The sequence below is a fragment of the Pelagicoccus enzymogenes genome (genome assembly GCF_014803405.1).
GTDB lineage: Bacteria > Verrucomicrobiota > Verrucomicrobiia > Opitutales > Opitutaceae > Pelagicoccus > Pelagicoccus enzymogenes.
On record NZ_JACYFG010000009.1, the window covers coordinates 100,426 to 114,714 of the forward strand.

18 protein-coding genes are annotated in these 14,289 nt (G+C 56.8%); 8 read left to right on the forward strand and 10 right to left on the reverse strand.

The window, feature by feature from the left end; all coding sequences use genetic code 11:
• Positions 1–18: 18 nt before the first annotated feature.
• Entirely contained in the window at positions 19–756 is a 738-nt protein-coding gene (locus IEN85_RS08640; protein WP_191616697.1) for a class I SAM-dependent methyltransferase, read from the reverse strand.
• Positions 757–832: 76 nt separating this feature from the next.
• Here IEN85_RS08640 and rplU point away from each other — a divergent pair, with 76 nt between their 5' ends.
• From rplU to IEN85_RS08655, 3 genes are all read left to right on the forward strand, one after another.
• Positions 833–1,147: a 50S ribosomal protein L21 gene (gene rplU, locus IEN85_RS08645; RefSeq protein WP_191616698.1), complete on the forward strand. Its 315-nt coding sequence runs from the start codon at positions 833–835 to the stop codon at positions 1,145–1,147.
• A gap of 39 nt (positions 1,148–1,186) precedes the next feature.
• Positions 1,187–1,429 (forward strand): 50S ribosomal protein L27, encoded by a 243-nt coding sequence (gene rpmA, locus IEN85_RS08650; protein WP_191616699.1) that lies wholly within the window; start codon positions 1,187–1,189, stop codon positions 1,427–1,429.
• A 220-nt stretch (positions 1,430–1,649) separates the two neighbouring features.
• Positions 1,650–1,994 carry a hypothetical protein gene (locus tag IEN85_RS08655; protein WP_191616700.1) on the forward strand — a complete coding sequence of 115 codons (345 nt, stop codon included), beginning with the start codon at positions 1,650–1,652 and terminating at the stop codon, positions 1,992–1,994.
• 3 nt (positions 1,995–1,997) lie between these two features.
• Here IEN85_RS08655 and IEN85_RS08660 read toward each other — a convergent pair whose 3' ends face one another.
• From IEN85_RS08660 to IEN85_RS08670, 3 genes are all read right to left on the reverse strand, one after another.
• Positions 1,998–3,404: a phytoene desaturase family protein gene (locus tag IEN85_RS08660; protein WP_191616701.1), complete on the reverse strand. Its 1,407-nt coding sequence runs from the start codon at positions 3,402–3,404 to the stop codon at positions 1,998–2,000.
• Between the two features lie 84 nt (positions 3,405–3,488).
• The gene (locus IEN85_RS08665) at positions 3,489–3,743 is read right to left on the reverse strand and encodes an acyl carrier protein (protein WP_191616702.1); all 255 of its coding nucleotides are present in this window, start codon (positions 3,741–3,743) and stop codon (positions 3,489–3,491) included.
• A gap of 14 nt (positions 3,744–3,757) precedes the next feature.
• A complete protein-coding gene (locus IEN85_RS08670; RefSeq protein ID WP_191616703.1) occupies positions 3,758–4,993 on the reverse strand; it encodes a beta-ketoacyl-[acyl-carrier-protein] synthase family protein in 1,236 nt (411 codons plus the stop codon).
• Between the two features lie 393 nt (positions 4,994–5,386).
• Between IEN85_RS08670 and IEN85_RS08675 the strand changes: the two genes are divergently transcribed.
• A complete protein-coding gene (locus IEN85_RS08675; RefSeq protein WP_191616704.1) occupies positions 5,387–6,022 on the forward strand; it encodes a response regulator in 636 nt (211 codons plus the stop codon).
• 192 nt (positions 6,023–6,214) lie between these two features.
• On the opposite strand, the gene IEN85_RS08680 is transcribed toward IEN85_RS08675, so the two are convergent.
• The 4 genes from IEN85_RS08680 to IEN85_RS08695 form a co-directional block, all read right to left on the reverse strand.
• A complete protein-coding gene (locus tag IEN85_RS08680; RefSeq protein ID WP_191616705.1) occupies positions 6,215–6,586 on the reverse strand; it encodes an Hpt domain-containing protein in 372 nt (123 codons plus the stop codon).
• Positions 6,587–6,607: 21 nt separating this feature from the next.
• Positions 6,608–7,201, reverse strand: a complete 594-nt coding sequence (gene recR / locus IEN85_RS08685; protein ID WP_191616706.1) for a recombination mediator RecR — start codon at positions 7,199–7,201, stop codon at positions 6,608–6,610.
• Between the two features lie 22 nt (positions 7,202–7,223).
• On the reverse strand, positions 7,224–7,532 hold the full coding sequence (locus IEN85_RS08690) for a YbaB/EbfC family nucleoid-associated protein (protein WP_191616707.1): 309 nt from the start codon (positions 7,530–7,532) through the stop codon (positions 7,224–7,226).
• Positions 7,533–7,622: 90 nt separating this feature from the next.
• Positions 7,623–8,534: an NAD-dependent epimerase/dehydratase family protein gene (locus IEN85_RS08695; protein WP_191616708.1), complete on the reverse strand. Its 912-nt coding sequence runs from the start codon at positions 8,532–8,534 to the stop codon at positions 7,623–7,625.
• A 124-nt stretch (positions 8,535–8,658) separates the two neighbouring features.
• Between IEN85_RS08695 and IEN85_RS08700 the strand changes: the two genes are divergently transcribed.
• From IEN85_RS08700 to IEN85_RS08715, 4 genes are all read left to right on the forward strand, one after another.
• On the forward strand, positions 8,659–9,219 hold the full coding sequence (locus IEN85_RS08700; RefSeq protein ID WP_191616709.1) for a DJ-1 family glyoxalase III: 561 nt from the start codon (positions 8,659–8,661) through the stop codon (positions 9,217–9,219).
• Positions 9,220–9,223: 4 nt separating this feature from the next.
• The gene (locus IEN85_RS08705) at positions 9,224–10,609 is read left to right on the forward strand and encodes a dihydrolipoyl dehydrogenase family protein (protein WP_191616710.1); all 1,386 of its coding nucleotides are present in this window, start codon (positions 9,224–9,226) and stop codon (positions 10,607–10,609) included.
• Between the two features lie 61 nt (positions 10,610–10,670).
• Positions 10,671–11,399: an SDR family NAD(P)-dependent oxidoreductase gene (locus IEN85_RS08710; protein ID WP_191616711.1), complete on the forward strand. Its 729-nt coding sequence runs from the start codon at positions 10,671–10,673 to the stop codon at positions 11,397–11,399.
• A 57-nt stretch (positions 11,400–11,456) separates the two neighbouring features.
• Positions 11,457–12,515: a M20/M25/M40 family metallo-hydrolase gene (locus IEN85_RS08715; RefSeq protein WP_191616712.1), complete on the forward strand. Its 1,059-nt coding sequence runs from the start codon at positions 11,457–11,459 to the stop codon at positions 12,513–12,515.
• Between the two features lie 47 nt (positions 12,516–12,562).
• Here IEN85_RS08715 and IEN85_RS08720 read toward each other — a convergent pair whose 3' ends face one another.
• On the reverse strand, positions 12,563–12,784 hold the full coding sequence (locus IEN85_RS08720) for a hypothetical protein (protein WP_191616713.1): 222 nt from the start codon (positions 12,782–12,784) through the stop codon (positions 12,563–12,565).
• Positions 12,785–12,912: 128 nt separating this feature from the next.
• The gene (locus IEN85_RS08725) at positions 12,913–14,106 is read right to left on the reverse strand and encodes an MFS transporter (RefSeq protein ID WP_191616714.1); all 1,194 of its coding nucleotides are present in this window, start codon (positions 14,104–14,106) and stop codon (positions 12,913–12,915) included.
• Between the last annotated feature and the right edge of the window lie 183 nt (positions 14,107–14,289).

Here is a 14,289-nt window from a genome sequence, read left to right on the forward strand (position 1 = left end):
CCTTCTAATATATAGTGTCTAGCGCGGCTTCCGAGCCACCCAAAGGCGGCAGTCTTCCGAAAATTCGCGAACCGAGGCAGACTCGCAGGCCAGTTCGCTACGCATCGCGTCCTCCAACAGCTCGAAACCCGCTTGCCGCAAGTCTTCCACCACCTCAGCTCGCAGCGGCACGTGCATGAAAGTCGTTCCGTGCTCGGTCCGGAAATGTCGATCCCCGTAGTCGAGCAGCTGGTCGTTTTGCCTCAGGTCGTGTTCCGGGTCGTCCGCCACTGCAAACACCTTCGAGTACAAGCGATCTTCCCGATCCAAGGTCGAAAAAATGAAACGCCCGCCCGCGCGCAACACCCGGTGGATCTCCTTCAAGGCGCGACGCCTCACCGATCGCCCCGGGATCTGCATCAATCCATTGAAAGCAAAGACCACCCCGTCAAATCGGTCCGAGGCAAAGCTGAGAGCAGTCGCATCCTCTCTCTGGAAGGAAAACGGGCACCCTAGGCACTCCGCGATATCTCTCGACTCCTGAACCATGGCCTCCGCCAAATCCGTGCCCAATACCCTCTCGAACCCCTCTTCCCAGAGGCCGATGCTCGCGCGCCCTGCTCCGCAACCAAGGTCCAGCAAACTTTCTTGCCGCAAGAAGTACTTGCTAAACAACAGCTTCTCCGATTCCCAAAGCCCAACGTTAGCCACAGCCTTCGCATAGTGTTGCACTGTGGCCGCGTCGTTGAAATAACCCCGAACTCTCTCTACATCCATTTACCAAAAATTTTCCGATAAAAAGATTGATCATGGGCCGCAAAGCGACCTTATTACGCGGTTTCCAATTTTTCCGATGAAAGCAACCATTCAAACACAGGGCAAACAGTACACCGTAACCGAAGGCGACGTTCTTATCGTGAACCGCTACCCAGAAACGGAAGCTGGACAGAAGCTCGAAATCAACGAAGTCCTCACCGTGGGCGAAGGCGATGCTTTCAAGCTGGGCGCACCTTTCGTTAGCGGCGCAAAGGTTTCCGCAACCATCCTTGAGAACAAGCGCGGCCGCAAGATCGTGGTCTTCAAGAAGAAGAAGCGCCAAGGTTACGAGCGTCGCCGCGGACATCGCCAAGAGCTCTCCGTCATCAAGATCGACTCCATCGAGTCCTAAACCAAAACCGATTTAGCTAGCAGATAGCACCCTTCAGCCATGGCACACAAAAAAGGACAAGGTACTTCCAAGAACGGACGCGACTCTAACCCAAAGAACCTCGGCGTTAAGAAGTTCGGCGGAGAAGAAGTAATCGCCGGCAACATCATCGTTCGCCAACGCGGCACCCGCTTCCACGCTGGCAAGAACGTTGGCATGGGACGCGACCACACGTTGTTCGCCCTCAGCGACGGCAAGGTCGTCTTCGACAAGGAACACCGCAAGGTCGCCATCGAAGCCTAAGACGATTCTTAGCACACCACTTTCAAAGCCCTTTCCGCGAAAACGGAAAGGGTTTTTTCGTGCCCCGATGCGGCTCCCACAAGGCAGACGACACAGAGGTCGTCAAGCTGGAGGGACCGGTTCCACCCGGTCCGCTTTGCAGGAGCTGGCCGATAGCAAAACGGAACCCCACCTCTCAACCCCTTGCAATTTCCGTCGATCCTAGGAAGCGAACACCGCCATGGAAAGCGAACGACTCCGACAGCTAAAGCAGCAAAAACAACTCATTCTCGACCACCTCGACTGGATAAACCAAGAGATCGACCGGGAGTCCATCGCCACCATGCCTAGCAAAAGCCCCCGATCGAACCGTCTCGCGGAAGCGATCCCCGAAGACAGAGAAGTCGCATCCAGCTTGGAAATCGAATCGAGCCCCAGCAGCAAAGTGGCGAGCGACCTATACCAAGAACTCGGTCCCGACGCCAAGAACGCCGCCGCCGAAACCAGACGCGGTTGCCTCATCATCAGCGCCGTCGCCTTTACAGCGCTCGCTGCCCTCGGGGCCTGGGTGATTTACTACTACTGAAGGCTAGCCCTTGAGCACGTGCTCGTTGGCCATGACCACGCCGCTTAACATGCTTCCCACGATCCCCAAGTAGCCTTGATCCGTGCCGCATAGAAACAGGTTGCCCCATTCGGTGCGCCCGTCCTTCACCTTGCCTGGCGAACCATAAATCGCTCCGCGAGCCCTCCGCGTGAACTTCTTGACAGTCCTAGGCGTAAACATGTCCGTCGCCACCAAGTCTTCCGCATATTGTCGCGTCGCGACCGGCATCATCGGCAAAATCGACTGCTGAATGCGCCCAAACCAGTCCCCCTTTGCCGCCACATACTGCTCGTCCGAATACCCGCACCAGGTATCGTGATTCGCCAGACAAGTGACGCGCACCAAGCCCTCGCCTAGAGGACGGTCGCCATACTCGAAGTTGTTCGGCAAACAAATGACTCCACTACGCAAATCGATCGGATCCGCCGGATTGCGATAGGAAAAGGTCTCCGCGTTGTTGAAGAAAACGATGGTGTCATCGCCCCAGCCCCATGTCTCCGGCAAAGTCTCGTAGACCGCGATCGTCTCCGAAAAGGAAAGCTGCCCAGCAAGCTTGGATTGGTCCGGGACCAAAGCCTTGTCCACGAGCGCGTAAGTCTCCGGCAAGCCCGCGCACGAGAGCACTACATCCGCAGTCAGCTCAGAGCCGTTCTCCAAGACGATTCGCGAAATCTTGCCGCCCTCGGCGATCAATTGCTTTACGCCTGTCTTCATCTTACGGATACCGCCCAACTTGCGGTAGCGATCCAGCACTACCCGTATCAACAAGCGGATTCCCTCAGCCGGTCTCGCCAAGCCTTCGTGGAAAATCGAGCGAAACATGACCACGAACTGCCCCACGTCCATGTCGTCCTCGACAGCCGAGCCGTAGTACATGAGCGGACAAAAAAGCATCTCCTCCAGCAACGGATCCGAAATGAACTGCTTGATCCACTTGCGCGTGGACTGGTAAGGCTGACTGATCGCGGCATCGGGATAGTTCCGCACAGCCACGCTCAACCGGATGAAACCATCGACTTGCCCCGGAAAAACGCGCTCCACTTCGCTTTCCAGCAACGCCTCATCGTTACCGAAGCGCAGGTTCGCGCCCGGAAAGGCGATGCGAGACGACTTTTGCTCGATCAGGTCGAGCTCGGAGCGGTCGATACGCAGCTGACGCAAGAGCTTGTTAAAAATCGCCCTGCGCTCCTTGGCCGGCACGAAATTGGTCATGGCGTGCAAGCCGACATCATACTTGCGCCCTTCCTTGGCGTAAAAACTGTTCAAGCCTCCCGGGGCATTATGCTGCTCGAGGATGATCGCCTTCTTTCCGAAGTGGGCCGCCCGAATGCCAGCCGACAAGCCGGACATGCCAGCCCCAATGATCGCTACGTCGTAGTGTTCAGACATTTAGTACTCAACTCTTGGATACAAGAATGGCCCAACCGCTCCGGGTGGGCCAATTCGAAAAAATTGATCTGTCAGGCTAAACTCTTAGACCAATGCGTTGAACTTTGGAGTCAGGTACTCCGCGCAGCTGTCTAGGGAAGCCAGCTGAACGTAGTCGGATTCGGGCACTTCGATGCTGTGCTGTTTGCGGAGTTCCATCACGATATCGAGGAAATCCATCGAGTCGAGGTCCAGTTGCTCACGTAGGGCGACATCGCCTTTAACATCGCTAAGATCCTCGTCAGGAGCTATTTCTGCGATGATGTCGAGCACCACTTGCTTGCATTCGTCTTTGGTCATGTAAGTTTTCTTTGCTAGTTCGAAAAGCGCTTGATGATCAGCGCCGAGTTAATACCGAGCATACCAAAGGAATTATTAAGAATGGCGTCAACCCGTTTCGCTTGCTTGGCCTCGTTGAGCACCAAGCCCGGCAGGTCGCACTTGGGATCGAGGTTGTCCACGTTGATTGTGGGGTGCACCCAACCGTCCTCGAAGGACGGCAAGTTCCCCGCCAGCTCGAGCGAACCGGCTGCGCCCATGGCATGGCCAATGTAACCCTTGGTGTTGTTGACGTGGGTGTCCGGACAATCCGCAAAAACCTCGCGAACCGCTTCGCACTCTTGAATGTCGCCCAGCGGCGTGGCCGTCGCATGCGTGCTCACGATGTGTATGTCGCTCGGTTGCATGCCTGCTTTTTCCAAGGCCCCCCTCATGCATTCCGCTTGGCGTTCAGGATTCGGCAAAACGTAGTCGGTCGCGTCGGAGTTGATTTGGTAGCCCACGATTTCGCCGTAGATCTTGGCTCCGCGGGCTTGGGCATCCTCCAGACGCTCAAGCGTATACAAGGCGCCTCCCTCGGACACCACGATGCCATTGCGGTCTTTGTCGAAGGGGCGCGAAGCCTTGTTCGGGTCCTCGTGCTCTGCCAAAGCCCCCTGGCTCTTGAATCCCGCAAAAATGCCGAAGGACCGTATGCTCTCGGAAACGCCACCCGCAATCGCTAGGTCGACCTCGCCTAGCTGAAGCATTTGCATGCCTTGGATAAGCCCGAGATTGCCCGCCGCGCAAGCGGCTCCGATCGTGTAAGCGGGACCGTGCACCTTCAGGTTTAGGGAAACTTCCCCAGCTGGGTTGTTAGAAACAGTGCGCGGATTGTGGTGGTGCGACCAAAACTTGGTGTCGTAGTCGAATTGGGAAATGTTGTAGACCTCGTTTTCCGTTTCGACATTACCATGCTCCGTGGTTCCCACGTAAATGCCAGTGCGCTTGGAATCGAGTTCGTTGGCCTCGATACCCGCATCGGCCAGCGCTTCGCGAGCGCAGTAGATAGAAATGCTCCCCGCCCGAGTACCAACACGCAAGTCCTTGCGGCGCTGATACTTGGTCGCTTCGAAATCGCACACGCCCGCCAAGACCTGCCCCATGTAACGCATGTCGATCCTGCAAATGCCACCCTTGCCTTCGAGAAGGCTGCGACGAAATTCCTCAAGCGTATTGCCATTGGGAGAAGTGAGGCCAACGCCAGTGATTACTACTCTACTAAGTGCCATAGGATTGTTCGGATAGTGCTATCAAGCAGGACAAGGCATCGGGGTTAGCTATTTATGCCCTCCATTCAACACAAAATCAGAGGGGAATCTAAGCCCCCAAGCTTTTGCGAGCGATTTTCAAATAACGGCACTCGCGCCTAAGTACCCAGCAGCGCCAGCTTACCGACGCAATCCCCAGATCAGCGTCGCAAAACAAGGGGTAATCACCCCCTGTTTTAAGCAAGCATCCTTCGTAAATCGATAATAGACCGTAAAGCGGCAACAAACATGTTGCTTAGATTCAGCAGTTGATCATTAATTGTCGTTACCAAGCTGGTAGTAATACGTAAACTACCTGAATCGCCACCTAAGAAAACTTCAACAGCCAGCACCTGTATTTAGACCGTAGACCGAATGAAAGTCGTACTCATCGAAGACCAAATACTCTTTAGAGAACTCACAGAATCAATCGTCCGGACCGACTTCGGGCTGGAAGTGGTCGGTCAATTCGACGACGGCGAGGAAGGCTTGCAAGCTTGCCTCGACCTGCAACCGGATCTCGTTATCCTCGACCTCAAGATCAAGAAGCTCGGCGGCCTCACCGTATTCAACCGCATCAAGGACCGCACCCCCGAATGTAAGGTCATCCTCGTTTCCGCCCACTTCACTCCGGAAATCGTCAAGAACACCGTCGAGCGCGGCGTCAACGGCCTCGTCACCAAAAACAGCTCCATCGAGAGCCTCAAGGACGCCATCGGCCAAATCCTCAAGGGTGCCGTCTACTACTCTCCCGAAGCCTACAAGCTGCTCCGCCAGCCCATCACCAACAAGGACTACAACGACAGCCTCAAGATGCTCACGCCTCGCGAGACCGACGTCCTGCAAATGGTGGGAGAGGGCTACAGCTCCAAGGAAATCGCTCGCTCCTTCAACCTCAGCGTTCGCACTATCGACGCCCATCGTTCAAACATCATGCGCAAGCTAAACCTGCGCGGGGCGACGGACATGACACGACTGGCAGTGAAGCTGAAGCTTGTCAGCCAAGACTAGGCGTTCCCCATTCAAATTTCTCGCGAAAAAGGCGTCCCTGCAAGGGGCGCCTTTTTTCTGGCTTGGCCAACGGCGGCGATGGAACGCCTCCTCGCTATGCGCCGCCACAAAGCCGAGCTTCAGCCGGCGTCCACGAGGCAGGATCAAATTCGACTCAACCGCTAGCAGACTCGGCGACCCAATCGGACTCAACTAGGCCTGGTTCAAAATCTGCGACACGTCCCGGATGTAAGCGTCCGACTCGTCCTCGATGCGCTCGACCAAGTCATCGACCTTCAATATCTCGCCGTCCTTGCAGAGAGATAGTGCCACCTCGGTCAAGCGAAAGAGTTTTCGAGCCCCCAAAGCCGCCGCGGAGCCTTTCATTTGGTGGACGACATCGTACACCTCTTCTTCGTTCTTTGCAGCCACCGCAGCTTCGAGCTCCTCCAGGAGCCGCGGAGTCTCCTCTAGGTAGATTTCAAACAATCGCCGCAACAGCGGACGGCCGTCCTTTTCTCTCAGCAACAGCTCATCGACCGTCGCCTTGTCGTATACAACTTCGTTAGAAACATCTGGTAACATGGCTCCGCACGCTGCGCCAACTCAGTAGCGTTTGCGAGCGTCAAGCGCACTTTTCAATGTTCCAGAATCTGCATACAACACGGAAGCCCCGCTCGGCAGTCCAAACCCGATTCGAGAAACCTCCACCGAATCGCTTTCCACCAATTCCGTCAGGTAATGACAAGTGGCCTCGCCTTCCACGTCGTTCGGCAGAGCGAGTATCACCTCGGTCACACCCTCGTCCTTCACCCGCTTGGCAATCCCGGACAAATTCAAGCTTTCCGGCCCCACTCCATTGATCGGCGACAGCTTCCCATGCAAAACATGATAGCGACCTCGATAGGCGCCCGACTTCTCGATCGCCATCAAGTCGCTGACGTGCTCGACCACGCAAAGCGATCCGCTCTCCTCTCGGCGCACGTCCTCGCAAATAGAACAACGCTCCTCCTCGCAAACGTTCCCGCAAGTGGAGCAGCTGCGCACGCGCTCGCTGGCGCTCAAAATCGCGTCGCTGAGTCGCTTCGCGGCTTCCGGCTTTTCTAGCAGGAGGTGGATCGCCATCCGCTCGGCGGATCGGAAGCCCACCCCCGGCAAGCGCTTGAGCTCCTTTTGCAGCGCTTCGAATGCGGGAGTCATATCGGCAGTAACGAAAAAACAACTACATGAGGCCAGGCATGCTGAACCCTTGAGTCGCTTTCGACATCTCCTCTTCGTTGTAGGCCTTCGCCTTGGAAGCCGCTTCCTTGATCGCTTCCAAAAGGGTTTCCTCCACCAAGCTGGCCTCTTCCTTAAGAAGCTCCGGATCGACCTTGAGCGACTTGAATTCGCTCTGCCCGTTGATGGTGATCACGACGGCGCCGCCCCCGCTGGAGATTTCGAGCTCCTTATTCGCAAGCTCCTCCTGCAAGGCCTCGATCTTCTTTTGCATCTTGGCGGCTTGCTTCATCAATTTTCCAACTCCAGCCATAATTCAGCTCCTTTTCTAAAATCAGTTTCGGGTTATTCGTTTGCTAAAACAGCGGGCCAAGCTGCCTCTAGGCTACCGCTTCGTCAATCCCTATCCCTCGTCCAGCAGCTCGCTAAAGCCATCGCGAAAACTGGCGAACCGCGGCTTCCAACCAGTAGCCTCCTTCAAGGCCGCGTTTCGAATGCGACGGTTCGCAGGACGCCCACCTTCCCCCAAGCGACGTGAAGCGCGACCGCTCGAATCGATTTTTCCCGTGAAAACCGGAGGCGGATTCCCCACCTGGAAGGCAATCCAAGTCGCAATGTCCTGCTTCAAAGCAGGTTCGTCGTCCACCACCGTAAACGTCCCGCAAATTCCCTCTTCAGCCTCCCAACAATGCCAAACGGCCGCTGCGACATCTTCGATGCGAACCAAGTTCAAATAGTAGTCGCCCCACCCCGGAAGCTCCCGCTCGCCCGATCGCAGCCGATCCAGCATCAAATGTCGCCCCGGACCATAGAGTCCAGCCAGACGCAAGACCGCGGCTTCCGCCCTTTCCAGTCCCTGCAAAAACACCCGCTCGGACTCGCGAACCAAGCGCCCTCTCTCGTTCGCCGGCTCGGGGGCCTCGGACTCGTCCACCCAGCCCCCGTCCGCATCTCCGTAAACGCTCACGCTGCTCGTGTAGAGCGCCCGCCCGCTGAAGCCGACCTTGCTCGCCCACTTGCTAAGCGACTCGTTACCGCCTATGTAAGACTGACGGTAGCCTGCCAAGCCACCTCCCGCCGAACTCACGCAGTTTACCACAAAATCAACATCTTCGCCCGCTGCCTCATGCCAGAGCTCAGCGTCAACCATTCCACAAAACGTCTCCGCCCCCTTGGCTCCTACTTCAGAAAGCGTATCCACATTTCGAGATACAGCCAATACCCGCATCCCCCGCTCCAGCGCCTCCGCAACCAAAATCTTGCCTAAGTAACCACAGCCTAGGATCAATAACCGCTTTCCCTTCAATTCCTTCATCCGCTTGTTTTCCCTTCCTCCCTGTCAACCCGCAAGCATAAGCAGCGTGACTTCACCATCTAAGTTCGGCCAGACAGACGCAAAATGATTGCCTGACCTCCCGCCCATCCCCCAAAAAAACAAGATGCCCAACAATCGACCACACGCCCTCGTCATCGTATTCGACGGTATCGAGGAGATCGAGGCCCTCACCCCTGTCGATATCCTGCGCCGCGCCGAGGTGGACGTTACCGTCGCCAGCGTGGACGGCAGTCCCAGCGTCACGGGGCGAAACCAAATCACCTTTTCAGCGGACACTTCCCTTTCACTGGCGAGCAAGCAAACCTTCGACCTGGTGATCCTCCCCGGAGGCCCCGGCGTTTTGGACCTTGCGGAGGACCAGAATGTACGCGATGTGCTCGTCGGCCAAGACAAGGCCGGCAGGGAACTCGCCGCTATCTGCGCCGCGCCGAAAATATTGGCCCAGCACGGCATCCTCGACGAGCGAGATGCCACATCCCACATCTCCGTCCGCGACACTCTACCACGCGCCTCGAACGCAGCCGTCGTCGTCGACCAGCACCTCACCACCTCCCAAGGGCTCGGCACCGCAGTCGAATTCTCCCTTACGCTCGTTGAAAAGCTCAGGGGCAAAACCGCGGCTCAAGAGATCGCTGCATCCATTCACTACACAGCTTCAAACTAATAAAATGAAAACCTACGACTTTATCGCAATTGGGGGCGGCTCCGGCGGCTTCAACGCCGCCCGCGTCGCTCGCGGCTTCTCGGACAGCGTCGCCGTCATCGACGGCGCCGACGAACTCGGCGGACTCTGCATACTCCGCGGCTGCATGCCATCCAAGACGCTCATCTACTCCGCGGAAGTTTTGCACCTCGCCCAAAACGCCAAGAAGTTCGGCCTCGACATCCCCTCAGCGAAAGTCGACATGCCTGCCTTGCACCAACGCAAGGTGGAAACCATCAAAGAGTTTTCCGACTACCGCGTGGATTCTATGCGGAGCCGAAAGTACGACCTCTATCGCTCCTACGCAAAGTTCATAGATCGCAATACCATCGAACTATCCGACGGCACTCGGCTCCAAGGAAAAAAGTTCATTATCGCCACCGGATCTACTGTATCCGTGCCTTCGATACCCGGACTCGACCACAAAGAAATCTGGACTAGCGACCAAGTTCTCGACCTCGATTTCCTGCCCGAATCCGTCATCGTGCTCGGAGGCGGTGTCGTAGCATGCGAACTCGCCCAATTCCTCAATCGAGTCGGCAGCAAAGTCACCCAAATCCAACGCAGCAGCCACATCCTCAAAGACCAGGCAGCTGACGTATCCGAAACTGTCGAGAAAGCATTCCGCGATGAAGGCATGGACCTCTACACTGGCACCTCCCTCAAACGTATCGAAAAAACGGACACCGGATTCAAGGCAGTCTTCGACCACGAAGGCTTCGAAAAGTCAGTCACCGCCCAGTATGTCGTAAACGCTCTCGGACGCAGTCCCAACACCGCAAACCTTGGGCTCGAAGCCGCGGGAATCGAGCTGCTTCCCAACGGCCAGATCAAAACCGACGCGCACCAGCTCACCACCAACCCCGACGTCTACGCCGCGGGTGACTGCGCCGGCCCCTTCGAGATCGTTCACACCGCCGTGCTCCAAGGCGAATACGCAGCCCGCCACGCGTTCCAAAAGCCAAGCAGCGTTTTCGGCCCCCTCAACTACGACCATATGCTCGACGTGGTCTTCACCGACCCACAAGTGGCCCGCGTCGGCCTCACGGAAAAAACGCTCAAAGAACGCGGCATCGACTACATCGCCGCCGACTATCCCTTTGACGACCACGGCAAGTCCATCCTCATGGAAGCCAAGTACGGCTTCGTTCGCCTCTTCGGCGAAAAGCCAACGGGTCGCATTCTCGGAGCCGAAATCGTATCCAAAGACGCCGGCGAACTCATCCACGCCCTCTCCGTCGCCGTCTCCAACAATCTGACAGCGGCCGACCTCCTGAAGACGCATTGGTACCACCCAACGCTCGCAGAGATTATCAGCTATCCGCTCGAGGACATCATTGACGAACTGTAGGAGCGACCTTGTCGACAACCTTGAGCTCGTCAAAAGGGTCACGAAAACCAGCCACCCCACTATGCGCACTATCATCATCACCGGAGTATCCAAAGGCCTAGGACAAGCGCTTTCCAAGGTCCTAGAAAACGAACAAACAAAGCTCGTAGGATTTGGTCGTACGCAAGGTGAATTCTCTGGCACCTTCCACACCTGCGACTTCACCAAACCACAACTCGCCGCCAGCATCTTTCAAAAAGCCTTGGCGGACGAACCACTCGAAGACTCGGAAAGCATCGTATTCATCGCGAACGCGGGGCGACTCGGCTTGTTGCAACCAGCTCAAAACCTCGACCCCTTCGAGATCGAAGAAACCATCGCTGCCAACCTGACCCAATCCGCACTCGCGGCTTCCGCCTTCCTCAAACGGGTGGAATCCTTGCCGGTTCCCAAAGCGTTTCTGCAAATCTCCTCCGGAGCCGCACTCCCAGATAGAGCCAAAGCAAGCTGGTCCCTGTATTGCGCAACCAAAGCCGGACAGGAGCAACTGGTCCGCACCATCGCCAAGGAGCAAGAAAACGCGCCCCACCCAACCGTCTTCGCCAACATCAATCCTGGCGTGATGGAAACCGCCATGCAGGAACAGATTCGTAAAACCTCCCCCAGCCACTTTCCGGAGGTCGAACGATTTATCAAGCTGAAGGAAGAAGGACGTATCCCCACTCCGGATACGATCGCTCAAAAAATTGCTGACCTAATAGAAAAACCTGAATCCCTCGAAAACGGAAAAACTTACAATCTCTCCATGTAGGAACAACCTTGTCGACGACCTTAAGCTCGTCGAAAGGGGTCGCGAATCACTATCTCTATGCAAGCACCCGAATTTCTCCTCGAACTCCTGACCGCCAAAAGCCCTTCCGGAGCCGAACAACAAGCCCAAGCGGCTTACGACAAGTACGTCGAACCAGCTTCGGACCTCTACCAAAAGGACACCATCGGCAACCGCATCGGTATCCTAAATCCGGATGCAGAAACCTCTGTCCTCTTCGCCGGACACCTCGACGAGCTCGGTTTGCAGATCAACTATATCGACGACAACGGTTTTCTCTACTTCCAAACGCTCGGCGGACACGACCGCATCGTCATCTCCGGACGCCGCGTCCTCATTCAGACGAAGAACGGCGTCGTCAAAGGGGTCACTGGCAAAAGAGCCGTGCACCTCATGGATGCCAAGGATCGCGAGAAGGTGCCGCAAATCCACGAGATGTGGATCGATATTGCCGCCAAGGATAAGGCCGACGCCCAATCCCGCGTACAGGTCGGCGACGTCGCCACCTACGACCACGAGTTCGAGTTCATCCATGGCAGCGTCGCTACCGCACGAGCGTTCGACAACAAAGGCGGCTCCTACATCGTCGGCGAAACCCTACGTCGTCTCGCCAAGGAAAAGGACAAGCTGCAAGCCAAAGTCATCTCCGTCGCCAACGCCCAAGAGGAAGTCGGCGTGCGCGGAGCCATGATTTCAACCTACAACGCCGCCCCCACCTTCGCCGTGGCCGTCGACGTTGGCCACGCCACCGACCACCCCGACTGCGACAAACGCAAGTTCGGCGAATTCAAGCTCGGCGGTGGCCCCATCATTACGCGAGGCCCCAACATCAACCCCATCGTCTACCAAAAACTGGTCGAAGCGGCCGAAGCGAACGACATCCCTTACCAGCTCGAAAGCGATCCACGCCCCACCGGCACCGACGCCCGAGCCATTCAAGTCGCCGGCCCAGGCGTCGCCACTGGCCTCATTTGCCTGCCCCTGCGCTACATGCACACGCCTAGCGAAGTCATCGACCTGCAAGATGCAGAACACTGTATCCAACTCTTGGTTGCCTTCGCGAAAAACCTGAAATCCGGCGAAACCGGTATTTGGTAAAGCTCCGATCCCTCTAGCCAGAGCCTAGTCGGGCTGCGAGATCCCGCCTACACTCGACTAAGGGCTTTGGCAATTTCATCGAGACTACTCCGTTCGCCACCCCCAAAGCCTTCGCCCGAAGACTCCTGCAAATGGATGGCTTCCGCCTTCCAAGCCTCCAAGACAGACCGCTTCTCTTCCTGCGTCAGCTCGGCATCCGACAAAACTTCGAGTGGCCGGCTGTACGTCGCCTCTGGATTTCGCTGCGCTTCTCTAAATTTCGATTTCATGACGGTAGTCTACAACCAAACCCAAGATCTCGCAACCACACCCTAGATCAAGTCATCCCCGCACTCGTGGAAACGCTCGCAAGGACTTGGAGAGCAACACCTAAAGAATCCCCTTAACGCGGCCTAACCTACTTTATATAGCCCGGTTTCCCGCCTAGCCAACCTGCCACCATCACTCCGATCGCCGGCAAAACCAAGAAGCCAAAGGCGATATGCCAGCTGCCGCTACTTTCGCTGAGCCAACCGACGAACCATGGAAAAGGCGCGGCCAACGAGTACCCAATCGTCTGGGCCATCGCGGATAAGTAGCCTGCCGTATTTGCATCCCAACTACGAAGCGCAATCAATAGCAACACCACGCCGAATCCGGCATTCAAGCCCAAGCCCAGGCATATTGTCGCGCCCCCTACCCATCCCAAGGGCAACCATAAGATCCCACAAATACTTAGGGCCGTCAATGCGCCGCATCCAGCGGCAACCCAGCTCTGGGAACGTAGCCTTCCCGCCCAAGTAGGCAAAGTGAGACTCGCCACGCAACCGCACAACTGCATCACAGTTGGCCATGTATAAGACGCCGACTCCCCCATACCGCGTTCTTGGAGCACGATCGGCAACCAAGCCGAACTCGCGTAAAACAAAAGCGACTGCATCCCCATGAAAGCCGTCACCTGCCAGGCTCTCACATTTCGAGCGAGCTGGGCCAGCGGCCTGAAAGGATTCGTGTACTCACGCGCTTTCGGCTTCCTGAGTACTTGCGGAATCCAGAGGACAAGAGGGCTTAAAGCCGCTAGCCCCCAAAACCCTAGCGACGCGCTCCAACCGCCCGCAAACGTTTCCGCCATCGGTACCGCCAGGGCAAAGCCCAGCGCCGCGCCGACGTTCATGGCCGTGGAATAGAGACTCGTCATCACACCCAAGCGATCCGGATAACGGCTTTTCACTACACCAGGCAGAAGCACGTTTCCGAAAGCGATCCCCATTCCCACCAGCAAGGGACCGCCCACCCGAGCGGCAACGCCCCCGTCTCCCGCCAGGCCCCAAGTGCGGATAAAGCACCCCGCCGCCAATACAACCAAGCCGAGCGCCAAGGCTCGGGCAAAACCGAGCCAGCTCCCTACCGCGCCTGCTAAAACACTAGCCCCTCCAAACAAGAGAAGCGGCAGGGTCGATTGCAGCCCAATCGTCTCCACATCGACCCCATCGGCTATCATCCGATCCACCAACGGCGCGATTCCCGTAATCGCCGGCCGTAGATTGGTTCCAATCAACAACAAGCCGCCGACCAGAAAAACGTGCCCCCAAACCGAAGCGCGCCTACTCACAACGCTTCTTCCCCTTGCTCGCATCGTCGCGAGTCAAATCATCCGGCCCAAACTCAGGGCAGCACGATCCCCGCACCAAGTAACAGCTGTCGCAAACGGTCCAATTCCCCGAGCGCTCCTTTCGCGAAAACTCCACACCGCAACGCTGGCAGCGCGGCATCTCCTCGCCTCGTAAACTCCCTC